Source organism: Labilibaculum sp., from assembly GCF_963664555.1.
Taxonomy (GTDB): Bacteria; Bacteroidota; Bacteroidia; order Bacteroidales; family Marinifilaceae; genus Labilibaculum.
The window spans coordinates 4,833,438-4,858,182 of record NZ_OY761461.1; the positions used below are offsets into that span (position 1 = coordinate 4,833,438).

Annotated in this window: 23 protein-coding genes; 7 read left to right on the plus strand and 16 right to left on the minus strand. The window is 33.9% G+C overall.

The features are described 5' to 3' along the window. The first annotated feature begins 1 nt into the window (after position 1). Positions 2-751 (plus strand): LytR/AlgR family response regulator transcription factor, encoded by a 750-nt coding sequence (locus tag ACKU4N_RS19355; protein ID WP_321319241.1) that lies wholly within the window; start codon positions 2-4, stop codon positions 749-751. Between the two features lie 237 nt (positions 752-988). After that, positions 989-1,126, plus strand: coding sequence for a hypothetical protein (locus tag ACKU4N_RS19360; protein ID WP_321319243.1), 138 nt, complete (start codon positions 989-991; stop codon positions 1,124-1,126). Between the two features lie 74 nt (positions 1,127-1,200). Here ACKU4N_RS19360 and ACKU4N_RS19365 read toward each other — a convergent pair whose 3' ends face one another. From ACKU4N_RS19365 to ACKU4N_RS19435, 15 genes are all read right to left on the minus strand, one after another. Then, a complete protein-coding gene (locus tag ACKU4N_RS19365) occupies positions 1,201-2,028 on the minus strand; it encodes a hypothetical protein (protein WP_321319245.1) in 828 nt (275 codons plus the stop codon). A 208-nt stretch (positions 2,029-2,236) separates the two neighbouring features. Further along, positions 2,237-2,809 (minus strand): 2Fe-2S iron-sulfur cluster-binding family protein, encoded by a 573-nt coding sequence (locus ACKU4N_RS19370; RefSeq protein ID WP_321319247.1) that lies wholly within the window; start codon positions 2,807-2,809, stop codon positions 2,237-2,239. Positions 2,810-2,941: 132 nt separating this feature from the next. Next, positions 2,942-3,481 (minus strand): DUF6557 family protein, encoded by a 540-nt coding sequence (locus ACKU4N_RS19375; protein ID WP_321319249.1) that lies wholly within the window; start codon positions 3,479-3,481, stop codon positions 2,942-2,944. A gap of 103 nt (positions 3,482-3,584) precedes the next feature. Beyond that, positions 3,585-5,111 (minus strand): relaxase/mobilization nuclease domain-containing protein, encoded by a 1,527-nt coding sequence (locus ACKU4N_RS19380; RefSeq protein ID WP_321319251.1) that lies wholly within the window; start codon positions 5,109-5,111, stop codon positions 3,585-3,587. 1,094 nt (positions 5,112-6,205) lie between these two features. Then, positions 6,206-6,451, minus strand: coding sequence for a hypothetical protein (locus ACKU4N_RS19385; RefSeq protein WP_321319253.1), 246 nt, complete (start codon positions 6,449-6,451; stop codon positions 6,206-6,208). 56 nt (positions 6,452-6,507) lie between these two features. Further along, positions 6,508-7,254 carry a ParA family protein gene (locus ACKU4N_RS19390; protein ID WP_321319255.1) on the minus strand — a complete coding sequence of 249 codons (747 nt, stop codon included), beginning with the start codon at positions 7,252-7,254 and terminating at the stop codon, positions 6,508-6,510. Then, entirely contained in the window at positions 7,242-9,911 is a 2,670-nt protein-coding gene (locus ACKU4N_RS19395) for a toprim domain-containing protein (protein ID WP_321319257.1), read from the minus strand. The genes ACKU4N_RS19390 and ACKU4N_RS19395 overlap by 13 nt, the downstream gene beginning before the upstream one ends. Positions 9,912-10,057: 146 nt before the next feature. Continuing rightward, on the minus strand, positions 10,058-10,375 hold the full coding sequence (locus tag ACKU4N_RS19400) for a helix-turn-helix domain-containing protein (protein WP_321319259.1): 318 nt from the start codon (positions 10,373-10,375) through the stop codon (positions 10,058-10,060). After that, positions 10,372-10,581 carry a hypothetical protein gene (locus ACKU4N_RS19405; protein ID WP_321319260.1) on the minus strand — a complete coding sequence of 70 codons (210 nt, stop codon included), beginning with the start codon at positions 10,579-10,581 and terminating at the stop codon, positions 10,372-10,374. Before ACKU4N_RS19405 ends, ACKU4N_RS19400 begins: the two co-directional genes overlap by 4 nt. Positions 10,582-10,669: 88 nt before the next feature. Further along, a complete protein-coding gene (locus ACKU4N_RS19410) occupies positions 10,670-11,458 on the minus strand; it encodes a hypothetical protein (protein ID WP_321319262.1) in 789 nt (262 codons plus the stop codon). Further along, a complete protein-coding gene (locus ACKU4N_RS19415; RefSeq protein WP_321319264.1) occupies positions 11,458-12,753 on the minus strand; it encodes a tyrosine-type recombinase/integrase in 1,296 nt (431 codons plus the stop codon). Before ACKU4N_RS19415 ends, ACKU4N_RS19410 begins: the two co-directional genes overlap by 1 nt. A 647-nt stretch (positions 12,754-13,400) precedes the next feature. Continuing rightward, a complete protein-coding gene (locus tag ACKU4N_RS19420) occupies positions 13,401-14,195 on the minus strand; it encodes a hypothetical protein (protein ID WP_321319265.1) in 795 nt (264 codons plus the stop codon). Between the two features lie 7 nt (positions 14,196-14,202). Beyond that, positions 14,203-14,919, minus strand: coding sequence for a L,D-transpeptidase (locus ACKU4N_RS19425; RefSeq protein ID WP_321319267.1), 717 nt, complete (start codon positions 14,917-14,919; stop codon positions 14,203-14,205). 9 nt (positions 14,920-14,928) lie between these two features. Further along, the gene (locus ACKU4N_RS19430) at positions 14,929-16,047 is read right to left on the minus strand and encodes a L,D-transpeptidase family protein (protein ID WP_321319269.1); all 1,119 of its coding nucleotides are present in this window, start codon (positions 16,045-16,047) and stop codon (positions 14,929-14,931) included. Positions 16,048-16,123: 76 nt separating this feature from the next. After that, entirely contained in the window at positions 16,124-16,723 is a 600-nt protein-coding gene (locus ACKU4N_RS19435) for a hypothetical protein (RefSeq protein ID WP_321319271.1), read from the minus strand. 183 nt (positions 16,724-16,906) lie between these two features. On the opposite strand from ACKU4N_RS19435, the gene ACKU4N_RS19440 reads away from it, so the two are divergent. After that, positions 16,907-17,476: an RNA polymerase sigma factor gene (locus tag ACKU4N_RS19440; protein ID WP_321319273.1), complete on the plus strand. Its 570-nt coding sequence runs from the start codon at positions 16,907-16,909 to the stop codon at positions 17,474-17,476. Positions 17,477-17,532: 56 nt separating this feature from the next. Then, positions 17,533-17,940, plus strand: a complete 408-nt coding sequence (locus ACKU4N_RS19445; protein ID WP_321319275.1) for a hypothetical protein — start codon at positions 17,533-17,535, stop codon at positions 17,938-17,940. Between the two features lie 75 nt (positions 17,941-18,015). Here the strand turns inward: ACKU4N_RS19445 and ACKU4N_RS19450 are convergent, their stop codons facing one another. Beyond that, positions 18,016-20,238, minus strand: a complete 2,223-nt coding sequence (locus tag ACKU4N_RS19450) for an APC family permease (RefSeq protein WP_321319277.1) — start codon at positions 20,236-20,238, stop codon at positions 18,016-18,018. Between the two features lie 200 nt (positions 20,239-20,438). Here ACKU4N_RS19450 and ACKU4N_RS19455 point away from each other — a divergent pair, with 200 nt between their 5' ends. From ACKU4N_RS19455 to ACKU4N_RS19465, 3 genes are all read left to right on the plus strand, one after another. After that, the gene (locus ACKU4N_RS19455) at positions 20,439-21,263 is read left to right on the plus strand and encodes an oxidoreductase (RefSeq protein WP_321319278.1); all 825 of its coding nucleotides are present in this window, start codon (positions 20,439-20,441) and stop codon (positions 21,261-21,263) included. A gap of 131 nt (positions 21,264-21,394) precedes the next feature. Beyond that, positions 21,395-22,465 carry a lysylphosphatidylglycerol synthase transmembrane domain-containing protein gene (locus tag ACKU4N_RS19460; protein ID WP_321319280.1) on the plus strand — a complete coding sequence of 357 codons (1,071 nt, stop codon included), beginning with the start codon at positions 21,395-21,397 and terminating at the stop codon, positions 22,463-22,465. Between the two features lie 368 nt (positions 22,466-22,833). Beyond that, positions 22,834-24,708: a DUF4114 domain-containing protein gene (locus ACKU4N_RS19465; protein WP_321319282.1), complete on the plus strand. Its 1,875-nt coding sequence runs from the start codon at positions 22,834-22,836 to the stop codon at positions 24,706-24,708. Positions 24,709-24,745 lie beyond the last annotated feature (37 nt).

Consider the following 24,745-nt stretch of genomic DNA (forward strand, 5'->3'; position numbering starts at 1 on the left):
GATGTTCAATATTGTAATCGTTGATGATGAAGAAACAATAGCTAAATCAATTGAAAAGTATTGTAAGCAAAGTCCATTAGTTTCCAGAACTAAAATTGAAACGAATTCCTCTAAACTATTGGATGATTTACAAAACAGTAGCTATGATGATTTTAACCTTTATCTTCTTGATATTGAAATGACAGTTCGTGGTGACGTAATAGCCAAAAAAATCAAAGCAAAATATCCTGAAGTTCAGATCGTATTTATATCTGGATACGAGAAAAGAGGAAACATTTTATTCCAGAACAATCAACTTACCTCAGGATTTTTAGACAAGCCTGTGAACAAGAGTGAATTATTAAACCTTCTGTCAGAAATCCATGCTACATCACTTGTATTAAAGCTGTTTAATGTTTACGATACGCAACAAGCACCTGTTGAGAAACCAATCTGCTCAGCTGATATTATTGCAATAACTTCTGACACAAGCGTAATTCAGAAAGATCTTCCAAAAAACAATATTGCTCTACTTTTTAAAAACGTATGCTTTAGATTAAATTCAACTATTAAAGGTTTCATTCAGGATCATCAAATTCAAGATAAAGAGTTTATTAAAATTTCCGGATCAACTCTTCTAAACCTTAACTTTATCAAAGAATTTTCTAAATCAGATGAAACAATTACAACAAATAACGATTTAGTATTTAAAGTATCCAGAAGTTTCAAACCTGTTTTTGATGAATTACACAACCACTTTTCCCGAAAATAATACCAGTTTTCCTTTTCATGAAGTGTGACAATCATTTGTTTCTATATTCGAGTCATAATTAAAATAAGTACTAACAATTAATACTAAAAATTATGTCTTTAGATTCAGATTACGATTACACTCAAGCAGACCTTGACAACCATGCTGATCAATTAAATCCTAACAGTGATGTTTATGAATCAAGCAGGAATGGTAATTAATTAAGAGTATCTGTAACAATTTTTTAAACTTAAGGAAATGGGAAAAACAAAAATGTCAACACCAGCAGCTGCTAGAATTCAATCTTCAACAGCTAAAGCTTCAGGAGGAACAGTTAGTAAAGGTAGTTTTGCCGCAAGAGCAACAAGTGCTGCAACAAAGAGTTCTAAGAAATAGTGTCTAAAAAAATAGCCGTAACGAAATCGCTACGGCTATTTACACACTTTGTAAGACAGTGTAGTATATTAACTTTAATGCTCCCAAGTATCTACTCCCTTGGTGTACTTGATATAAAATGTTTTAGGGGAAACAAATTTATGAAATAGTACTTTAGAGAAACTCCTTTCATCACAATATTCTTCATATCTCATTTCAAACATCTCATCTTCCGGATAATTGGTTATTTCTTCAACGTAAAATTTGTTTTCTAATTTCACTTTCTCGTTTGAATCGCCAACCATATAAAGAAATCTATTCGAAAAAACCAATGGACTATCAGAGATGTCAAATGATTTTGGCATCACTTCTTTTCGCTTAGGATATTTAAGCAAATCACAATCACGAAGCAACGTATGATTTATTTTAAATTCTCCTAGGAATTTGGATGTTTTGGCTGGAATACAGATAATTTTCTCCTCTCTTCTGGAAACAGAATAACCTGATGTTGCTCCTGATGTGCCGGAAGATGCAACAATTACAGGAGTCGTTTGAAAAATACTAGCAACAGAAGTTACAGTAGTCGCAGTATTTTTTACCGAAACGCCTTGACTTGCCGAATTACTGAAAATACGATTCTGGAAATAATCATGCGCAACACCGTTAACAATAAAAAAACTCTCGCTTAGATCAAGATAAATATTCTGATCCGTTTTATTATAAAATTCGTATCCCATATCACCATACTCACCCCATAAATTATAACGAATACTACAATTTTCATCTTCAAAAAGCAGGCCCTTATCGTCTGCGTCACTTTTATTAATTGACTCAACATTGTACACTTGATAGAAAACAGAGGATGCGCAGGAAGCACAACTTAAGGCCAAAATAGTTATCAAAAATAGATTTTTAATTTTCATATTGCTTGTATTAATTTAATTAACAATATTAATCAATTCAAAAACAATACTAGCCTGTCAAATGTGCCAAGTTTCCTTTTTGCTATAAAAGGGCTATTAATGGTTCCTATTTTCATACATAAAAAGAGAAATCCAATGAATTAAACTATTATTGTCCAGATCACAAAAGAAGCTTGCAACCAAGAATAAAATAGCCATTTTAAATAATTTATTTTATCAGAAAATTTATAAATACCGGATTCCTATATTCATTCAACTTATATTCTAAATCATCTTTTAAGCTGTCATCGATTAAAGAAAAATCAAATTCAGTCGAGAAAGTTGAAATCAGATCCATCAGAAATTCCTTGCACCACTCCATCAGTTCTTTCTTGTCTTCTTGACACAAAAGTCTGGACATTTCTCTTCCGATTTTCTGATCAAGTTGTGCCATAGTATCAGAATCTTCTTCCTCAACATATTCTATAAGTTTATTGTAATATTTTTCATCCTCAAGCAAACGAAAGCATAGAGCTGTTCTATCAGAATCTTTCAGATTTTTTAAATAGTCAGTTGTCAACTGAGTTAACTCTTCAAAATAACGATTCTGAGATTGTCCGTCTTGAAAAGCTAATGTTTCAAACTCTTCCCGAATCGTATAATATTTCTCACCATCATCATCTTCCTTTTCTTCCAGGTTAATTGCTTTTCGAAGCAGATCAACTACAAGTATATTTCCATAATCAACCAAGGCTCTGTAAACATCTTTGGTGATATACATTTCATTAGATAATTCGATCATTTGTTTGTGTTTTAATGGTTTGCATAAATAATCAATGCCATAACTTCCATAATAGATGGCAAGTCTGGTAGTGATGGTGCATCTGGTGTTGGCGGAGAGTAATACTTATTGAATTGACAGGATCGTTTTATTCTATTTGTTGTCAGAATTGTTATCATCCTTAGGATAATTATACTTTTCCTTTATCTCATCAAAAGTGCTGTATTTCTCTTTTATCTCGTCTTCTGTCAAGCTTTCGAGCTTATCCATTTCATCATCTAATTTGTCATTAAACTCTTGAATACTTTCTTCTTCGAAACCACAATATGTCATCTCCCATAAACAGTGAGCGAGTATTTCAATTTCGGTGAAATTGCCCATGCTTTCTTTGCTTATTGGCATAAACAACCACTCATTCCAAGGCGTACCCATCAAACTCCAGGATCCGGAAAATTTATCTGTTGATTCCGAACTTAAATCCGTTGCATTAACGTGTACATAAGACTCTTCACCTTCTTCCTTAATAGTTTGAAGTACTATTTCGAAATTGTTTTCTTTTGGAGTCGTATGTTTAAGTTTGTTGAGCACATGTTCATATCCTTCTAAACTCTTATGCTGATCAGGATACTGTGATAGTAAAACATCTTTTACGTCCTTCCAATTGTACTTTTCTATTAATTCTTTTAATCTCATTTTATTTTAGATTTTATTTTAACCTCTCTTCAATAAACTTACGCTGAAACTCAGCTTGCAATTTCTTTCACCAATCTAAATTTAACATCATATTATGAGAGATTCAAATCTCCATTCCTATACTTGCATTTTTACGTTTAATTTCTTCCTCTTCTTCATCGGATTTCTCACCTATCTGACTATTACCAATATGCAGAGGAATAGATGCATCTGATTTTTGCTCTGGTAAATTTGATAACATATCTAGTGGAAATTTCGATTCAATAAAATTGATAAAGCTTTCTGTTCCTAAATCAAAATCAAAGCCATCATACTTGTAAATAAATTTATTTTCACCGATTTCTGCTACAATTGACTTCGACTCAAGATATTCATGAAAATCATCGATATTATTAGAACAATCTATTGCTTCACAAACCATATTGTGTACAAAATTTATTGATCTTGATTTAGCCAAATCAACTCCTTTTAATTCATTCTCAAGCACAACAATATCATTATATAGAAATTTAGCTTCTCCTTTTGTTCTTTCGTGAAATGCTATATCATTCTTATCTAAAAAGTCAGAAAAATTTTCAGATCCTTTCGCTTTCGAGAATTGATAAATCACCTTCTTTATATGATCTTTCGCATTTTCTTGAATGCGTTTTTCCAAAGTATTATCAATCTTGGATAGAGTCAGATTTCTATTTACAGCACTTGCCTTAAATGATTGTCCGGCATAGGAAAATGAATAGCCTTTTTTTGATGAATTCATTTGTATCTGAACGCCCAAATTCTCAAGTGTTTTAAAGAACTCTTCTCTTCCGGATTTGTTTTGTCCTAATGCAGTCTTAATGCAAGTCCTTAAATCAGACAAAATATGCAATCTAAACTCCTGTTCAATGTGGTGTTTGCTTAATTTTTTATAAAGCTCTCCTCCGTTGATATTCACTCCATCAAAAGTAAAAACAACAACATTTCCCTTATTTTTAAAGTTCAAGTCTATTCCTTTTCCTTTCAGCGAATCCTGGAATTCTTCAAAATTGGTGTGCCTTCCCGATTTTAACTCCCGATAAATATCCTTCGAAAGTTTTGACTTCCCTGCTTTCGTAAACTCTTTATTGGAAATGTATTGAACCGTTTTCAGACTATTGGATTTTAAATTGAAAATGCTTTTTTCCAATGGTTCTTTTCCTTTACCGGCTTCAGCTGTTACTTCTAGATTGTATTGTTTTTCAAGTTCTTTTAAAATTGTTCGGCTTTTCATTTTCTCAAATGAATCCGGTACGCATTTTAAATCACGATCTATCCGATTAACAGCAATGTGAATGTGCAATTTATCTGTGTCATTATGACGAATTGCCACATGTTGATTATTACCAAATCCCATTGCTTTTAAATAATCATTGGTTATTTCAACAAGCTTTTCATTATCAAGTATTTTCTCATCATCTTTTGAAAATGAAAGAACAAAATGTTTAACGGGTTTTTCAACTTTCGAGTGTTGATCTGACACCAACATAAACTCTTTTGTCATTCCATTAATTGTTTCAGCAAATATAGATTGATCCAGAACTTGAGCATCTTCCTTAAAAAGATATTCAAGCAAACCTTTAAAGTCTGATCCTGTAGTTATTTTTCCAATCATTTTTTTATTTTCTTTTTAAATTCTGCAAGATGAAATCGAGCAGTAATTCATTTTTTCTGGTAAGAAAAAACAAGAGTTAATGAGCTTTGCGAATGATTCCAATGTTCAAAACGGAGTTTTGCACCTTGGAAAACACATCTTGCTACCTCCAAAACCGTAAAATGAGTCGTGCTATTTTTTCATTAATGCAGCAACAATGCAGTAAGTATGCAGCAAACCATCAACAAACAGTCAATAAACCATCAACATCCTCACAACAAACCATCAACATCCTCACAACAAACCATCAACAAACAGTCAACAAACAGTCAACAAACCATCAACAAATCCGCAACATCATATCAGGATTTATTCAGAAATAAAATCAGATACTTTCCCTCTTGCTTTACACCAATAGTAGACTACTACCCTGATCAAGTGATCCATATCGCAATAATGATTGCTCTTACAAATTTTCCAATAACTGTATTTACAAATTCTGGAACACTCGATACAGAATAAGGACAACAAATGCACAACAAACACACAGCATCAACACAACAAATCAGCAACATCATATCAGAATTTATTCAGAAAGACACTTTCCCTCTTGGCTTGCACTCATAGTAGGTTATTGCCCTGATCAAGTGATCTATATCGCAATAATGATTACCCTAACAAATTTTCCAATAACTGTATTTACAAATTCTGGAACACTCCATACAGAATAAGGACAGCATTAGTACAGCATTAGTACAGGAAAAGGTCAGCAAACGGACAGCATCATATTTGAATACATTCAGGAAATAAAATCACGATCAAGAATCAATTATCGTTGTATTTTATTATTCTGCTCTGAAAAAAGCTGATAAAGAAAAAAAATGTAAACCTTAACTTCCTAATAATCTTCCTATTAAAAAACCATGTAAACCTGTGTAAACCCAATGTAAACCAAAAACAAATACATAAAAAACTAAATATCAATACATAACAACAATAAACAAATATAGGTTTACAGGTTTACATTGAAAATTCATATTTTCCTTATAGACTTTATTTGAAGGCAAAAAAAGAATCTACATCTCAGTAAATTCTCTTTTTATATTTAAACTGTTCTAACGCTTTAATTTTTGTGCCTTGCTCAAATCCTCGTAAGATTGAATATATACTTCCAACGCTTCTGAAATCACCCTACCAATGGGTTTTCTATCGAAGAATGCAATTTTCTTAATTGTGTTTAACTGTTCGGAGTTATAATAATAAGTTGCCTTAACTGATATTATTTTTTCTTTATCAGCTTTTTTTTCCTGGATACTTGGCTGGAGCAATGCATCAATTCCAGATTTAAAATTCTTTGCCATTACTTATGGTTTTAATGGTGATTATGGTTCTTATGGTATCAAGTAGCTAACAATCACTATTGTTTGCTTAAAAATTCCTCACACAGTTTTAGATAATCTTCAGCGCCATTACTATTAGGGGCATATCGAAAGATATCGATACCCGCAGAGCACATTTCTGCCAGTGAAATATTCTCACGTATGGTAGTGTCATAAAGCCTTCCATTAAAGTGTTTTTTCAAAGCAGTCTGCACATCACGATGTAAAACCTTACGATGGCTAAACTGGGTAATAAGTACGCCTTCGAGCTTTAGTTTGGGATTAATTCTGGATTTGATTTTTTTAGCAACATCTGCTAAACCACTTAAGCCCTGAATACTCAGATGATGGGGAAGAACGGGTATTATAAACGTATCGCAAGCTGAAAGGGCATTTAAAGCAATTAAACCGATAGAGGGGGAACAGTCAATTAAAATGAAGTCATATTGATTCTTTACAGGCTCTAACAGTTCTTTAAGCAGGTATTCCCGCCCCGGCTCGTTATTCATTTCGTGTTCTAACGCATTTAAGTCTATGTTAGATGGGACGATATATAAATTATTTATCACCTTTATTGGTGAGATCGCAGACTCTCCTTTTAAAGCTTGATATATATTGTTATCATAATTTCTTACCCCCAGCGATTCAGAAGCATTAGTCTGAGGATCAAGGTCCACCAGCAATACTTTCTTTCCTTTTAAACTTAATGCTGCCGCCAACGAACAGGTTGTTGTTGTCTTTCCAACCCCACCTTTTTGATTGATAATAACTGTTATTTTAGCCATAATTCTTTTTCTAGGGGTAATTGATTAAAATCGAATAGATATGCACTCCCAAAATCCTTAATAGTATGAGAATCAATGCGTCCTTTCTGCCAAGTTTTAACAAATGATTTCTGATCTTTTAAATAGGCAAGCAATGTATTAAAGTCCAATTCTGATTGGTTTTGAGACAAACAAAATCTTTTATACAAAGGATAAATTAGACTAAAACGAATGCCCAATAAACTCTTATCGTCATGTTTAATGATTCTATAATGCTGTTTATTTAGCTTCAAATCAGATTTTAGAAATTCAATTGTATTCCAAAACTGATTTACTTCACTAACTGTTTGCATTGACTCATCCTGTTCTCTTGCATTTTCCAACAAACAGCTATGTAAACTTTCATAATTCATGGGAAAATTCAACTTAGAACTCATTGTTTTATAGATTGCCAATAACAGTGAAATGTGCTTTACATTTCGTTCTGAATATGTAGCGGTTAAAGGATTTTCATATTTCAATTCATGATAAACATTATTGAACTGCTCCTTAAACTCCTTTACAAAATGAAATCGGTGACTTAATATTTCTAGTATTACATTACCATAACCGTTTTTTGCCTCCTTTTTGAGAGTCTGGAAGGCTTTTGTTTCTTCATCAGAAAATAGATGACTCGAAAAATTTAGAATTATCATTCTACTAAATAATGCAGAGGACATTGTAGGTAAATAATTACCATCTAGCATGATGGCTGAATTAACTTGAGTATCGTGAGTTTTATTATCATTGGTTGATTGAGCACGAGAATATCCATCTCCATCATATGCAGTCTTTAAAAACCCAACAATTTTGGATTCAATTTTACTATCTAATTCTTTTAGATACAAAAGAGAATTTCTTTGTTGATCTGCGTTTCTAGCTACAGATTTAGAAGTGGATCCAGCTTCCAATGACACTCCTCGATTTCCTGACCCAAACAGATTCAAGAATATTTCCGAAAAGGAAGTTTTACCAACTCCATAATCTCCAAATAAAAATAGAAACGGATAAAAGCCCAGATCTTTGAAAATATAATCTCTAAATAATCCTCCTATCACAAAGCTCATTCCTACAACAGCTTTATCATGATACGCTTTATAGAGTAAATCTGACCATTCCATAAATTTCATCTTACCAGGCGAAAATTTAAATTTTCGTTCTTTATCAAACCAAGGGGAATATTTATTTATTACACTAAAAGCAGGTATGTAGAGATATTTTCCATCTGCTTTTACTACTCCAAATCGATCAACTTTTTGAAAACTTCCATTATTAATTATTCCATTACTAAAAGCATACAGGTTAAATTCTGGTTGATAACCTAATACTCCAATATTCTGGGCTGTTTCTTCTCTTTCTCTCAACGATTCTAGAATAATATCCAGTTCATTTTGTGTGCCTAAAAATGAAAATCCACCCACCGATGCAATGCTTGATTTAAAGCTCTTGACATTTAGATTTTTGGATGATATTGTTAGTAATTTAGATTTGCCTGATCTGTTTTGAAGAAAGAAAATTCGTTTTGCATCATCCGATCCATCAGGCAAAAAATAGAAAATGGTCATTATAAAATTAGAAATCCGTCTTTCTCGAATTTTGCCTTTATATTGATCCTCGACATAATAACAGCTATTTCTCTTGAAAAAGTCAAACTTCTCGACATCTTTCTTTTCATCTATTGAATCAGGAATGAATTCAGGATATAGTTGCTTATAATTCTTCTTCTCAGACAAAAAATCGTTCAATTGATTCTCTTGTAATAAATCATTGCAATCTTTATTAACAGGGAATACACAACGCTTAATTGATTGTATCTCGATATTTGATTCCATAATAGAATCATATATTTTTTCTGCTACCTCATTACCGGCTTTATCGTTATCTAAAGCAAGAACAACATGCTTATTTGTAATGTAATTCCTGAGACGATTCGCTGTAATATTATTTGAGGTGCTAAATATGGCAATGCTCGATTCAACTTTTGCTAAAGACAAAGAGTTGATAGCTCCTTCAACAATAAAAACTTGTTCAGAATCAGCATTAAAACAAACATCATATATGGCACCATCCAAGCGCCCTTTATTGTTATATCTTTGTCCTCCTGACGGATTTAAATACCTCTTATTAATTAGCTTTTCGTCTTTGTCAAAAAACACAATTGCATCAGCGCTTCCATTTATACTATTATTTTGATAAAAAGCGTTTTTAGGCAAACTTTTAGTGTCAATTCCTCGACCTTCAAGAATCTTTGCAGCCTCCTGTTTCAAATTATTTTTAATAGCAAACAATTGCTTTTCAAAGGGACTTCTTTCAATTGAGTTACTAGAGCTATTAAATTGATACTCTGGGAATAAATTACAAGTCAAATATTTAAGAACTTCCGACATTTCTACTTTTAACTTATCCTGAGCAATATTGAAACAATCCATAGATTTATCGGGAGAAGTGAAATTTGTCACCCAATATTTTCCTTCAAACCATCTTAATGATGTTGAAGGATGATTTTCTTTATGGGTTTTAAAATTCTTCTTGACACTTGCTTGTGGAAAAAAATGTTGAATTACTTTTAATTGCATTTCAGGCTCCTGATTTATCCTATCTATTAGGTTATCAGCACCATTTTCATTATTTTTGTACATGTGTTTTAGGTGAGTTATCTAAACATGAGAATTTATAGGTGGATGGCGGTCCACCTTTTTTTTATATTTTTCTTTCTCAGTTAATCTAATATTAACTTGATGGATACGAAGATCTTCTCGTGGTTTTTGAGGACGTACCGTATAAATTACTTAGACAATTCATCATCAATTTCTTTTTCAATCTCTGCATTTGTTTTCCTTAGATACTTCCTTAAAAATTGATCAAGGTCTTCTGTGAAAAAACGCCATGTTTTTCCAACTTTAGCTCCTCGTATTTCGTTACGTCCAAGGTATTCACGAAAAGTTGGGACAGGCATTCGACAATATTCAGCAGCCTCAGACAGTACAAGCACTTTGTTCTTTTTTTCTGACTTTGACGTCTGCTGATTAGACAAAACGTTTCTCATTGCTCTCTCAATAGTTTCTTTGAGATCTTCTGGTGACATTACGACAAATTGACTCATACTAATTCCTCCTTTTTAATTGAAACAAAAAATCCCCAAATACATTTATTGGTAAAATCGAATTGTTTCAATTTCACCAATAAATACACCTGAGGATTATTAACCTTTTTCAGTATTCCTTTATAACACACAGAACAATTGGAAAGAACTCCCGCAATCACCAATTGTATCTTATCGTTTCTCGTTATTATACTTTTGTTATTCATCTTGCATTGTTTAAAAATCACAATACAATGATAAGTAACGGTTAATACAGAAAATAATATTTCTAGAGGAGAAAGTACTTACAAGTACTTATTTTTTATTCTTGTTTGACTTCTTTAATCTCTGAGACCTGTCCATTTCATCCAAAACCTTTTCTTTCTTTTCAGGCTTTATTTTAGACAGTATTGCATCACAACTTTTTTTGAGCACTGTTGACTCTATTCTGAAATCTTCAACCTTGACCTCTTCATATAGATCTAATAAGGTTTGCTTAGCCCGATACCCATACTTAAGCATGATTTCATCTATATTATATATAGTAATAGGCTCATCATTGTAATAATGAAGAAGAGCAATACACATAGCTGATAATTTTTCTCTCTTTAAGTTTCTTTTATTATAAAGTTCAAAATCTCCAGCTTTATTATTGTCGCTTAAATGATAGTGAATTGATTTAATTTCTTGCAAATAACTGATAGCTGGGAGTATTTTACCTATAACCCTTTCAATATCATACTGATAATGCTTCCACAAGTCGAACATTTCCTCATTTTTTCCATCTTCGGACATTTTAAAAGCACGAGTTATTAATTCTTCATATTCCTCACCAAAGCTTAAAAAGATATCCTCAATACGATCTTCCTTTTTCTCATCTATTATTCTTATAGGATTAAGATGAACATAATCTACCACTAGCTTTATTCGACATATTAACTTGGAAGCATTATCCCTAAAGAGTTCATTTATATGAAGATTGCTCAAATCAAATAAATGAGATGCAGAATTAGTTGCATTATTTTGTTTTGGGGGAACTAATTTAGCTATTAGTTCAGACTTTTCTTTTAGTTCTGATAGACATATGGGCGCAAAAATATCCATTATTCAAATTTTAAAAGTTTATTTGCATTCTTAACTCTCTCTTCATCCTTTACACTATCAATATACTTATCAATCACTTTTAAACTAGAATGGCCTACGTTTTCAGTAATTGTATGTACATCGACACCAGCTCTTATGAGTACTGTTACAAAAGAATGGCGGGCATAGTATGTGGTTATTGTCCCATCAATTTCAAGCTTCTTCCCTATTCGTTTGATGTATTTATTAACCTGCTTGGTAAACTGCTGTACCTTCCTTTTAATTTCTTCTTCTTTTGGTTTTCCTTCTAATACAGGAAAGATATATTCATCAGGATTTCTAGGCTTCTTACCCCAACGTTCAATTATTTCTAAATTCTTATCGATAAGTGCAATTGAAATTGGTTTGGCAGACCTATTCGTATTTTTAGTTTTTTCACGGGAATAACGAATCTGGCTCCCACTTATATCCTTGTACTTTAACAGACAGAGATCTTTCATATTAATTCCATTACCAACATAGGAGAAAACCCACATATCACGATAGTAATGCTCAGGAGATCCAGACTCAGGAGAATAAGTGATTATCTTTTTTAAATCCTCCAGACTCAATGCCTTTTTAGTATTATTAGCCGAAGGAGCGGTATACTTTCCTCTTTTCACATCACCAAAAGGACTTTTATCATTACTAATCACACCATCAGCAATGGCATCGTTGAAGATCTTTTTTAAAGGGCGACAATAAATACCAACGGTAGAAATACTGTGCCCGTTATCAATGATCCATTTCTCATATTGCCTGAGAAAACTTGGAGTGATGGTTTCAAACGAAATTGAATTCTTGCCATGAAACGCTTTCAGTTTTTTCATGGAATAAGTATAATTCTGTGCAGTTCCTAATCGTTCTTCAGATTTTAGAAGCTCAATATATCTTTCATAGTAAGGATAGACATTCTTAGTATTTGTACGTTTCCTTGTAAAACGATCTTTAAATTCGACAAATGAAAACTCTTCCATTTCATTAATGACTAAATAAGCTCTTCTTAAATAATGATATACAACTACTCTTTTCTCTTTCAATTCAGCACTTAATCGATTTCCAAACATTTTTAAATACTCTTCCTCAGTTACAGAAACTTTTGTAGAATAGTATGCAGGGAATCTTTCATGAATTATCTTTAGCTTTATGGAGCAGCTTCCATCCTTACGTTTTCGAACGGTATCTAAGAAGGCAACTAAGGAAACACCTTTCTCGCTCCTTAACGTTTCTTCTTTGATTTCTGGATGACAAATTATAGGTAAACTTTTTTTAGACATACATTAAAACACTAACAAAAACACTAACATTACATATCTACAACTGAATATTTTGAGATACCAGTCATAACAAACTTAATCAAAAAGCTTACTAAATGCAACAACCATAAGTGTTCATGAATAATCATACAAAAAAACCTTTTGACTGGCAGTCAAAAGGTCACCGGTTCGATTCCGGTATTCTCCACATTAAAGATAAGGCGTTTGCGGGCTTCCACCGCGGGCGCTTTTTTGTTTGCAAAAAAAACACTACCATTTGAAGTCATGAATGGGGATCAATTCAAATATCAGGTGATATCCTGCAAGATGTATTTCAAATAAAGTCTCCAAAAATGAATGTCCTCCATCCTGCACAACTTGATTCGCAGAGTTAATAAGAAATTAAATTGATTGTCCTTACACATAGCTTTATCGGTGCAACTCTTCAGAAGTTAACAATTGCCCCACAAATTGTTTAACCTTAATTAACATCTTTTAGCATTTTCAATCCAGATAGTTTTCATAAGTTTGTACCATCCTTTCCGAGAGGATTAGGTTTTCATAGATTAAAATGGGTTAGATTGAAGTCCGGGGTGGTTCCCGGACTTTTCATTTTATATGAATTGCAAAAAATAAAACCTGGTCTGCTTCAACCGATTCTTTCTTAGCTATAATCTGATGCCTACTAAAGGTTTTGCAGGCAATGCGCGATATATGGCTTTGGCATCCGATTCTGAAATTACCAAGCGAATTTCAGGATAATATTCAGGAACTTTAAACCTAATGGTCTCTTTAAAATTTTTAAAACTGTTCATATCTTCCCGGAGCCAAAACTTTTGTCCGATCCACCAATGTGATCGGAAATATGGATCACTTCCTTCAATTTTTAGAATAATTTCCTTGTCCAGCTTCAGCATCCAATGTACAACTTCACTTTTTACCGAATCAATTTTTACACTTAAGGCTTGAGCTTCGGTTGTATCTTTAGGTGCCTTTTTCACAACAATTGGAACCTTGCTGATTGTAGACGAATAACTCTTTACCTGTGATTGCCTGCCAAACAAATGCTGGTAAGTTGCTGGTTTTAACTGATAAAGAAATTGATCAACTTCAAAATCAGTAATTTTAGTTGATTTTATAACAACTCCTTTCAGTTCCAACTGAAGAATACTGTCTTTCAGATTTATGGACAGACTTATAGAATCGGCTTTCGACATTTGGAAACGAGTTTCCAAAAATACCTTTTCCTTAAATAAATCTACAAGTACCGGATCCATGTGCCGTTCGTTAACCGACAACAAAGCTGCATCAACTTCTTGGTCAAACATTTTCATTTTTTGCCTCACAGCCATCACTGAGAAAACTCCATATTGCAAAGCGATTCCAATAATTACAACCAGAATACTATAAGTGATATAATTCCTGAATAAATGAAAACTTCTTGAATTGTAATTTTTTTGCATACTCATATTAGTAGATAAAAACCTTTGCCCCAATTGGCAAAAATTGATAAACAGTCTTTAAATCATCATCGTTCATTCGAATACATCCATGAGTAACTGGCTGTCCTAAAAATCTTTTATAGAGTGTACCATGAATCAAATATCCCTTACCTAGGCTGAGAGCATAGTCTCCCAAAACACCATACTCAAAGCGAGATGAAGAATTGGGGCCAGGAATTGGTAAACCCTCCTCAACAAAGGCCCAATCGGGTTTTCGCCAAACGGGTGATGTGATTTTCCCTTGAATGGAAAATACACCCTTGGGAGTTTGAAATATCCAGTTTTTGTTATCGTCTGCCTCGAGTTTAATATGACTGCCGGTAGAACACAAACCTTCCCGAACAAGAGCTTTATTCCGGTAAAGAGAAAAAGTATTATCAGAGGTATTTACAATTAAATAAGCTCCTCCGGGAGTTAGTCGATCCATCTTTTTTTGTACTTGGGCGATTCCTGACTGCAATTCTTTCTTGAACTTACTATTATTCTCACTCTCCTGAATTGCACTTAGAGCCTTCTCAAAAATGAAAGATCTGTTTTCCAAATAAGGCACTCCAATTAAAACAAACAGAATAATAAACCAAAGAAAAATCGGCATTAGCAGCCAAAAAATAAACTTGATCAACATCCTTTTTTTACCAAAGTAAGTATTCAATTCTCCTTTAAAATTGCTTTCATCATTTATCATGATTCTTCATTAATTTATTTCGTAAATCTCGTTTAAAGGCTTTAACGACCCAACAATAATTACTGATATCCCATTATCTATAAGACGAAACAGAACATCCATATCTTCATTATTTAAGGCAATACAACCATCTGTCCAATCAATTCCCTTTCCCCCAAGACCATGTATTTCAATTAAATTCCCAATATGAATTCGAAAAGACAGAGTGCCCTTTTTCTTCTCTGAATCAAATCGTTGTTTATCTTCATCATTGGGATAATTTATTAAAAGTGCCCTATGAAATTTTGTACATGAACCTTCTTTCTTTTGCATAACCCTGTAAATTCCCTCGGGAGTAGCTTTATCACCCTTGTGTCGCTTATCTCCCATCCAATTCACACCCAAGTCTGCATTAAAAGCTTTAATCGATTTTCCATTCTGATAAACAAAGCACTGATGTGCTATCTTATCAACCACAATAATTTTATGTCCTCCCCTAGATAAGCGTATAGCATCGGCTCCCATTTTTTCCCAGTTTGGATAATATGAAAACCATGCTTTCAAAATCTGTTCTGCTTTATTATTGGAAGAATTTAGCAAATCGGCGGCTTCTTTATAACTTACGAAGGCTTCATTGTACCGACCACTATCATTAGCGATTTTCGCCTCGCTAAGTTTCATCACACCTAAATTGTGAGATTTTCTTATGCCCATAGATAAAGGCATCTTCTTATAAATCCGATTGTAAAGTTTCACTTTTTTCTCCAAGTCATCAATCCCGCATCTGACAATAACATTTGTATTTTTAATCCGCTGCAACGAATTCTGTTCTGCCTTGGTCGCTTTTTCTATTGTTAAATTAATAAAACTCAATACCTGCTCATAGTCTCTTCGCAGAAATAATCGCTCATTCTGTGCAGACCATGAATTCATGGCTGAATCGTAAAACTGTTTTGCCTCTTTATAAAAAGGTTTTGCGTACTCCTCAGCACCAGCTTTTTGAGCTGAATAAAGTGCCTCTCTGGCCAGTTTCAATTCATTTTGAGGAGACTCCGGCTTCAACCAAATAAGCGCTGTGCCTAAAACAAACAATAAGCCAGCCATCGCAATAACAAACCGAACAAAAGGCTTGTTCTTCCTTTTACCCATACTCTAAGCGTTTATAAAAAATCCCTGAAGAAGACTCTTCAGGGAAATAATATTTGATTGCAGATTATGCCTGACACTATTTTCTTTTATTTCCAGCATACTTAGCAATCACATCGTTTAATTCGGTATTAATTGCCAATGCTTTTTCTTTTGCAGCTTTAACCTTATCTAAGGCAGCAATAAGTTGATCCTGAGCAAAAAGACCTGCAACATCAATTAAAGAAGCCTCAATTAAACTAATATCACCTTTGATTGCTTCCAATGCCGCAACACCTTCTTTTCCTTTTGGTGCTTGAGTTGTTAATTCCTTGTTTTGCATAACAATTGAATCAACTTCTGCCTGAAGACTTTCAACTTCCAATTTCACTTCTTCTTTTCGAGCTTCAGCTTTAGCTTTTACTTCAACAGCCATTGTATTCACAACAACTAATTGAGCTTTAACCTGATCGAAGTTTTTAAAAAATTTTGCGTTTTGAACTTCAACATTCTCATTTACCGATCTCATAGAATCCTGAAGTGCAGCAAAATCTTCTGCAACGTAAACATTCGCTCCTACAGTTTTAGCAACTTCGATTGCAGCATTTGCTCCTTCAATTTCTACTTGTGGCACTTTTCCACAGCTACTAAATAATACAGTAGTACCTACTGCCAATACAAACAACAACTTTTTTTTCATCTTTAAATTAGTATAATTTATTTTTCTTGTTTTTATTTCAATTTCAATGACTATTTTCGTTTAAGTAATTTAAATCACGATTGAAATTTCCATTTAGACGAAGAATATTAACGAAGTAACGCTGGAGAATAAAAAATATTAAAAAAAAATTAGCCAACGAAAACAAATTTCCAACACTCTGATATGCAGAGAGAAAACCACAACAACACCAGCGACGAAGAACTTATTCACATGATCATACATGAGAATAAAACAAGCCTTTTTGAACTCCTGTATCTTCGCTACTTCAATAAAGTAATGGACAAATGCTACAGTTTCATCAAAGACAAACAACAAGCTGAAGATTTTGCCAATGATATTTTGTCTAAAGCCTACGAGAAACTGTCTGGCTTTAGAGGGAATTCGTCCTTTTCATCGTGGCTGTATTCCATTACCTATAATTACTCTATTGACTACCTGAGGCTAAAGAAGAAACTACATTACCCGAACTGGAACAAACGAAATGAAATACCAGATATTATAGATGAATCTGAAACAGACCCGGAAGATTTTAATTACGAAAATCTGTTGGCAATTTTGGAGATGATTCATCCGGAAGAAAAAGCCTTGCTGTTAATGAAATATCAGGACAATCTTTCCGGAAAACTAATTGGACAAACTCTGAGAATAACCGAAGATGCAGTAAAAATGAGACTTAAACGAGCAAGAACAAGAGTTATCTATCTTTATAAAAAATCATATCCCAAAGATTAAAAAATTCTTTGGCGATTTTCGCCAAAATGAGACAATTGAACTAACAGCAAACAATAATGGATTTCAAAAACTTATTTCGAAAAATATTTAACGATTCTCAGGAATCATTAACCCCGCAGACTATAATTGACACGTTCAACAGTCAATTCGATTCACCATTAAATACCGAATGGCATAAAACAGATCAAATTTACGAAGCCATTTTCTACAAAAATGAATTGGAACATATTGCCGTTTATCATGAAAGCGGAAAGTATGTATGTCTAAAAATAAATCTTCAGTTGGAGTCTATCCCTGATAATATTTACCAAGCAATAAAACCATATGGCGAAGTTATGAATGCAATTAAAATTAATTACTCAGACTCGCAAAATTTTGAAATTATTGTTCGCAACCAAAACCTTATCCGATACTCATTACTACTAAATGCTCAGGGAGAAATCCTGGATAAAAAAGATGTTTAGAACCAGCATATTGGTTTAATATTTATTGCCCTCGGCAAGAATATTTTTCAATATAATTTGTAATTTATTTTCTTCCTACTCAATAAGCTTTCTACTATTTGCGTTGATAAAAAGAATATTCCCAAGTTGATCGTAGCCCTTAAAAAGTTCAGCCTTCTCGTGCTTAAGCGATTCACCTCTAAAACCGATTATTGTTATGCCTGCATCGGCCGAACGCTGATTAATAACTTCTTTTGACGATACATTTTCCTGTTCATGGATAATTTCAATATTAGAGGTTGTAATAGGCAGTCGGCCCGAAACAACCAAATCATCCAATTGCTTTCTGGTTTCATCGGCCTGATCTTTTTTACAGATATTAAATATCTTAATGTCCGCCTTTTTCCAATCGGAATGACCCGCAATAATAAAACTAAGCAGAATCATCAGATTCGCATTGTCGGTATCCGAAGATTTAATCCAAACATGGATATTGCTTGTGAAATCTAATTTTCGAGGCGAACTTCCCAAAATACAGAAATCAAAATTACCTGCGCGTGCCAATGAATAATTATCAATGATTAAATCCAAGCGATCAGGGTTTCCCTTGTCATACTCGAATATCACCATATTATTTTCCATTCCGGCAACACCCGGAAGCTGAATTGCTTGTGCAATAGCGGAAGTATAAGATGGAGATATGATTGTATCAACATAAACGTGATTCTCTATTTTATCAAAACTTTTAATTAATCGTTCCAATTCTACCTTTGACTGCAGGTAGGTAGCCTTTGAGTAGTAGCCCTCGATTCGATGCAAATACGTTCCAAATCCATATTTGTAGGAGATCCAGTTCAAAAGCTTAAAAGCAGTATCTCTCTCAAAAGATTCTTTTGAGATACAAATAGCACTTGGTCTCCATTCCCGGGCTTTTCCTTTTCCTGTTTTCTGCAAAAATACCTGCATGTTTCTGTTTAGCTGATAAAGAGCATTTAGAAAGATTGACTCAATTCCATTCCTGTTTCTATGATATCGGTTAATGAACAAATAAATTAGTGACATTACCGCTACGGCGGCAAAAGCATATAAAAAGCTAATCTTGAACATCACCCAAACCGATGTTACAAATCCTATCAGAGAGAATACCCACTTTGATTTAAAAGAAGGGCGATAACTTGGCGATGATCCAAAATGATTTAAAAAAGATATCAAACACAATGATCCATAGGTTACCATAAAAAACATAGAAATAATTTGAGCAACTGCATTCACATCACCCAAAACAACAAATACCATTGCAATTACGCATGTAATTAATGATGCATTTATAGGTTCATTATCTGATTTCCGACCTTTTGCCAACCATCTGTTTACCTTTTTAGAGGGGAAAGAACGATCGGCCGATAGTGCTTGAAGCGTTCGTGGAGCAACCATTACTGAGCCCAGTGCTGATGAAATTGTTGAAGCCGCAAGACCTAAAGGAATCACCAGGCTTCCTCCAATGGCAATTTTTGCCATTATTAGCTGATTTTCCATCAAATCGGCACTACTTACCGAAAAGGCCAGCTTGTAAACTACAAAAAAGTAAACAATCATTCCCAGCAAGGTTGCCGAAGTAGTGCCAACAGGAATTGATTTAGACGGATTTTTCAGATCTCCCGACAATCCAACACCTGCCGTCATTCCAGTAAAAGCAGGAAATATAATCGCAAAAACAATAAAAAACTGATCCGCATTTCTAAATTCCGCATTCATTAAACTAAAGTCTGAAACCAATGCATGATCTGTTGAACCAAAGAAAAATAGTACGAGCGAAATCATTAAAACAGCAACTACAAAGTACAAAGCCTTTACTCCCAGGTTGGCTCCTTTTTTTAGAATCAATATTGATAAAAACAGCATTGCCGGAACACTAACTATCTGTCGTGGAAGCAGATATCCGTAGGTGCTAAAAGCCAGATTAAATAATGGTTCGAAAGCCTCAGTGAAAGCAATTACATAAAAAGCAACACTTATTGCCTGAGAAAAGAACAAGGCAATGCCAATGGTCGCACCAATATTTAAACCAAACGAACGTGAAATAATAAAATACTCTCCACCACCTTCAACACGTTTATTTGTAGCCAACTCTGAAATAGCCATAGCCGTTGGTATCGTAACCAAATGCCCTAAAAGAATAATTAAAATTACTCCCCAAAACCCCAAACTTCCGACCGCAAAGCCAAAGCGGAGAAATAAAATTGCGCCTAAAATGGTAGAGATTGCTGTAAAAAAGACTGGTGCTGTCCCAAATTTTTTAGTAGAAGTAGTTGCGGGCATAGATTTGGTTGTAAAAGTTTGTGTACTAAAAATAGCAAAAAACTACCGTTATAAATGTGTATGGTAAGCTGATAAAAGAAATAAAGTTAAGATCTTAGCAGGTATCGCCCCTATCCCATTGAAATAAACTCAGATTCTATGTATCTTCTGATATTTATAATGATACATTATAAACATTAACAGCCATACGATTCATTTTCATGAAAGAAAAAATTGTTTTAATCACTGGAGCTTCTTCGGGAATAGGTAAAGCTTCAGCCTTACTTTTTATTGATAAGGGATACTCGGTTTATGCAACAGCTCCTTCAACTATTGCAATGACCGATTTGGAAGAAAAAGGGGCAAAAATCCTTCAACTTGACGTCACTAATTCTGAAAATTGCAGGCAAGTTGTAAATCGCATCTATAAAGAATCCAAACACATTGACATTTTAGTGAATAATGCAGGATTTGGCCTTTATGGTGCAATTGAAGATGTTCCGTTGGCAGACGCCCGCGAACAATTTGAGGTTAATCTTTTTGGTCTGGCACAGTTAACTCAGATGATTCTGCCAAAAATGAGAGCAAATCGTGAAGGTAGAATCATTAATATTAGTTCCATTCTTGGCAGAATGACATTACCAATGGGCGGATGGTATCATGCCTCAAAATATGCATTGGAAGGAATTTCTGATTGCCTGCGGCAAGAAGTAAAATCATTTGGAATAAAAGTAATCTTAATTAATCCTGGTGCTATTGAATCAGATTGGGCAAATATTGCCTTATCTAAAGCCAGCAAAAACTCAAAGAATACCAATTATCGGGCTATGACTATACAACTGGAAAATCTTCTTCTAAAATCAAAGAAAATTCAAGTGAAAGCAGAAAAAGTTGCAGAGGTAATCGTGAAAGCCAGCCTTTCAAAAAATCCAAAAATCAGGTATATTGTACCAACACATGCAAAACTAATTTGTTTCCTCAGACAATTAATCAGTGAAAAAAGTTTTGATTATTTTAAGGAAAAACTATTTAATTTTCATTCTTAATGATGAAATATAAATGATCCCCATTCAAAATTTCTTCACCTCAATTTTAGAGTATTTTAACAAAATCTTCATTGATATTTGATAAAAAAAACTCTTTAATTCCGTAAGTTTATCATCCTTACGTATTAAAAATGAACAGAAACCAACCTGACAGTCAAAAAAAACTACTTAACGGAGTTCGTCCAGGTAGAATTGTATACCCAATTCTGATTGGCCTTGCCGTTGTTGTGTACATGCTGATGAATGAGGTTGATGGCAAAACTCTGTCCTTAATTGAATTTTCTTGGCATTCACTTTTTTGGCTTTGTTTTGCGTTAATCATGATGATTATTCGCGATTTAGGTTATATGGCTCGTTTGCGGATACTTACAGATAATACATTTTCATGGAGCAAGGCATTTCGTATTATTATGCTGTGGGAATTTACTTCGGCAATAACTCCTTCTGCAATAGGAGGAACATCTGTTGCAATTCTGTATCTTAACAAGGAAGGCTTAAAAGTTGGAAAAAGTTCAGCAGTAGTTATGTCTACTTCTTTTCTCGACGAGCTGTATTTTATTCTCATGTTCCCAATCCTGATCTTGTTTTTGGATATCAACCAATTATTCATGATAGATATTCAGGAACATTCTATCTGGCTGGATTCTCTTTTATATTTTGCTTTGGTTGGCTACCTGGTAAAAACAAGTTATTTTATCGTTTTAACTTATGGTTTATTCTGGAATCCAAGAGGATTAAAATGGCTGTTGCTTTGGATATTCAAACTTCCAGTTCTTAGAAAGTGGAAACAAGGAGCAAATAAAGCAGGCACCGACATAATTGAAAGTTCTAAAGAACTGAGAAGAAAACCCTTCTGGTTTTGGTTTAAAGCATTCCTGGCAACCTTTTGTTCCTGGACTGCCAGATATTGGGTGGTCAATGTAATTCTTCTTGCATTCATGCTCCAAGGGTATAACATTACAGAACATATCATGATATTCGCAAGGCAATTAGTCATGTGGATCATGATGCTTGTCAGTCCAACTCCTGGCGGAAGTGGATTTTCGGAATGGGTATTCACAAAATATTTAGGCGAATTTCTTCCATCAGTTGGAGTGGCTGCAACCATGGCCTTAATTTGGCGGCTAATTTCATACTACCCCTATCTCCTAATTGGAGTCTTTATTCTTCCAAAATGGATCAAAAAGCATTTTAAAAAATAGATTCCACAAGTATTTCAGCATGTTTCTGCATTGGAGATAAGTTTGGCAAATATTAAATTTGGATCGATAGCAATAAACCGAAAACCATTCTACATCCTTTATTATTTAAAGGCAAAAAATAGTAAACACCCAACAATTCAAAGGAATTTAGACAATGTCAACTGATTAATGATACACATATAGCATCATGATTATCAATAGATAGAACATGATCCCGAACAACTTTTTATGATCATTCACCAATTAAAAGAATCATTTCATCAAATCCTTGCAGCTATTAACAATAAGTAAACTTATCATTTGAAACAAACAATGTAACTTGCAACTGCAAAATACATTTGCAATTCAGTAAAAACAAAAAATTAGTTATGAGAAAATATCTACTGTCAATGATTGGACTTTTCTTAATTGTTTCTTCTTGCTCGGACAATAATGATGACAATCAGCAAACCGATCAAAAGAAAGCAATTCAAGAAGGAATTTCAATTAACAACAATCCTGCGGATCTTTTAAGCAGGGTTACCACAATGAATGATTTAGTGATTATCAACAATCTTCCTGCCGGAACAACAAAAGAAGGAACTACAGGAATTGAAATTGATTTGACTAAAAATTATGCTTTCAAACTAAAAGCTGAAGTTGAAGCTCCTAAAGTAAAAGGTGAAGCTGTTCAAGCGACTCACGTCAAAATTATCGACAACATGGCATTTGTTTCCTACAATACAAAAGGAAGCAAATACAGCGGTGGAGTTGAATTATTCGACATTTCAGATCAGGACAATCCTGTATTAAAGGCTCAGGCGTTATTTCCTGATGTTGACGTTAGTGCTGTTGATTATTATGATGGAGTAATTTATCTGGTAGGTGCAGTGGATCCTGAAAGTGCTGGTTATGTTCTCGCATCTCCTGCTGTTTTAATTAGTTTAGAGTTAAGTAATTCTAAAAAAATCATGTCTGTTTCAGGACTGGTTGATCTTCCTTCTTATGTTGCTACAGATGTTGAAATTGATGAAAATTACATTTATGCAACCAGTGGATCTGATGGAAAACTAAGCATTCTTAAACGCAGCGACTACTCTTTAGTAACTGGAATTGATATTAATGATGCCAGATCTTTAAGTAGTAATGATGAAAACATTTATGTGCTTAATGCAACCAATGAAAAAATACAGTCTTTCAAAAAAGCTGATTTTACAGAATTAGAGGCAATTGAAGTTCAAGGTCCGATTACTGATGAATCAAAAACCGAAATTGATGTTACCGACAACTATATCCTTGCGGCATTGAACGTATCAGGATTAGATATTCGTAATTTGGACGGATCTTTAAAAGAGCGCTTCAATCGCCCTGAAACTCCTGCAGGTGGTCTTGATGAGGATTACGTAACCAACTCGGTATGCTTAAATGAAGAACTATTGCTGATTGGTAATGGTGGCGCTGGTGTATACGTTGGCGCTATGATTCCTGAAAATGATAATAATGTTACTCTGTTAGGAAATATGGACTTTGGTTCATCGGTAAACTTTGTTGAATCGAGAGGCAACTACATTTTTGTTGCTGCCGGAACGGGAGGGCTAAAAATTATTACTATTGAAATGGACGAAGGTGTACCGGATGATATCATTCCAACAAAACCTTGTGAAACTTTGGTAGACAACATTATTGCCATGTTCCATGAAAATAAGGATAACCGCGCAGCGAATTCTGACTTATTCTCTGATGAGAACAACTTGATTCTAAAATTAACCAAAGAATCTCCTGTTTATCTAACTTTCGTTGATGAAGGAGCTGGTTGGAAAAATTCATTGGCCTACTACACTTACGATGCTGAATATCCTCCTGCAAGTGCTGACGAATTAGAACTTCACATGCTTTTCCCTAATGCTTCAAAAGAAGGATTTGGAGGGGGACTCAAAACCGGAGATCGTGTTCAGTTAGGTGATGCTCCTTTTGCACAAAACACAGTAATTGGATTTTGCCTAATCGCCCAAGGTTGGAAAAACGGTGCTACTGTTGATGGTGTTTATCGTCATTATACCAATATTGAATGGAACAAAGACGCAAAACAACAACATGTATTGTTTAAAGAAAAAAACTGTAAGGATATTGTATTGTGTTTCGAAGATACTCAAGTGCCTGGTGGAGATAAAGATTTTAACGATATAATTTTCACCGTGAATGATAATGAGGAAGATGCTAATATAGCAACTGCTTTCGACACGACAAATATGGTTGAAAAATAAGATTGAACTTATCAGACAAAGTGCCATTTCTCAGGAA

Excerpts from the sequence above, each read along its gene's own strand:
- ACKU4N_RS19465 (WP_321319282.1), top strand. The coding sequence starts at position 22,834 with ATGAGAAAATATCTACTGTCAATGATTGGACTTTTCTTAATTGTTTCT.
- ACKU4N_RS19435 (WP_321319271.1), bottom strand. The coding sequence starts at position 16,723 with ATGAAAAAAAAGTTGTTGTTTGTATTGGCAGTAGGTACTACTGTATTA.
- ACKU4N_RS19395 (WP_321319257.1), bottom strand. The coding sequence starts at position 9,911 with ATGTACAAAAATAATGAAAATGGTGCTGATAACCTAATAGATAGGATA.
- ACKU4N_RS19455 (WP_321319278.1), top strand. The coding sequence starts at position 20,439 with ATGAAAGAAAAAATTGTTTTAATCACTGGAGCTTCTTCGGGAATAGGT.
- ACKU4N_RS19430 (WP_321319269.1), bottom strand. The coding sequence starts at position 16,047 with ATGGGTAAAAGGAAGAACAAGCCTTTTGTTCGGTTTGTTATTGCGATG.
- ACKU4N_RS19420 (WP_321319265.1), bottom strand. The coding sequence starts at position 14,195 with ATGCAAAAAAATTACAATTCAAGAAGTTTTCATTTATTCAGGAATTAT.
- ACKU4N_RS19360 (WP_321319243.1), top strand. The coding sequence starts at position 989 with ATGGGAAAAACAAAAATGTCAACACCAGCAGCTGCTAGAATTCAATCT.
- ACKU4N_RS19445 (WP_321319275.1), top strand. The coding sequence starts at position 17,533 with ATGGATTTCAAAAACTTATTTCGAAAAATATTTAACGATTCTCAGGAA.
- ACKU4N_RS19375 (WP_321319249.1), bottom strand. The coding sequence starts at position 3,481 with ATGAGATTAAAAGAATTAATAGAAAAGTACAATTGGAAGGACGTAAAA.
- ACKU4N_RS19410 (WP_321319262.1), bottom strand. The coding sequence starts at position 11,458 with ATGGATATTTTTGCGCCCATATGTCTATCAGAACTAAAAGAAAAGTCT.
- ACKU4N_RS19400 (WP_321319259.1), bottom strand. The coding sequence starts at position 10,375 with ATGAGTCAATTTGTCGTAATGTCACCAGAAGATCTCAAAGAAACTATT.
- ACKU4N_RS19425 (WP_321319267.1), bottom strand. The coding sequence starts at position 14,919 with ATGATAAATGATGAAAGCAATTTTAAAGGAGAATTGAATACTTACTTT.
- ACKU4N_RS19390 (WP_321319255.1), bottom strand. The coding sequence starts at position 7,254 with ATGGCTAAAATAACAGTTATTATCAATCAAAAAGGTGGGGTTGGAAAG.
- ACKU4N_RS19385 (WP_321319253.1), bottom strand. The coding sequence starts at position 6,451 with ATGGCAAAGAATTTTAAATCTGGAATTGATGCATTGCTCCAGCCAAGT.
- ACKU4N_RS19365 (WP_321319245.1), bottom strand. The coding sequence starts at position 2,028 with ATGAAAATTAAAAATCTATTTTTGATAACTATTTTGGCCTTAAGTTGT.
- ACKU4N_RS19415 (WP_321319264.1), bottom strand. The coding sequence starts at position 12,753 with ATGTCTAAAAAAAGTTTACCTATAATTTGTCATCCAGAAATCAAAGAA.
- ACKU4N_RS19460 (WP_321319280.1), top strand. The coding sequence starts at position 21,395 with ATGAACAGAAACCAACCTGACAGTCAAAAAAAACTACTTAACGGAGTT.
- ACKU4N_RS19380 (WP_321319251.1), bottom strand. The coding sequence starts at position 5,111 with ATGATTGGAAAAATAACTACAGGATCAGACTTTAAAGGTTTGCTTGAA.
- ACKU4N_RS19370 (WP_321319247.1), bottom strand. The coding sequence starts at position 2,809 with ATGATCGAATTATCTAATGAAATGTATATCACCAAAGATGTTTACAGA.
- ACKU4N_RS19355 (WP_321319241.1), top strand. The coding sequence starts at position 2 with ATGTTCAATATTGTAATCGTTGATGATGAAGAAACAATAGCTAAATCA.
- ACKU4N_RS19440 (WP_321319273.1), top strand. The coding sequence starts at position 16,907 with ATGCAGAGAGAAAACCACAACAACACCAGCGACGAAGAACTTATTCAC.
- ACKU4N_RS19405 (WP_321319260.1), bottom strand. The coding sequence starts at position 10,581 with ATGAATAACAAAAGTATAATAACGAGAAACGATAAGATACAATTGGTG.
- ACKU4N_RS19450 (WP_321319277.1), bottom strand. The coding sequence starts at position 20,238 with ATGCCCGCAACTACTTCTACTAAAAAATTTGGGACAGCACCAGTCTTT.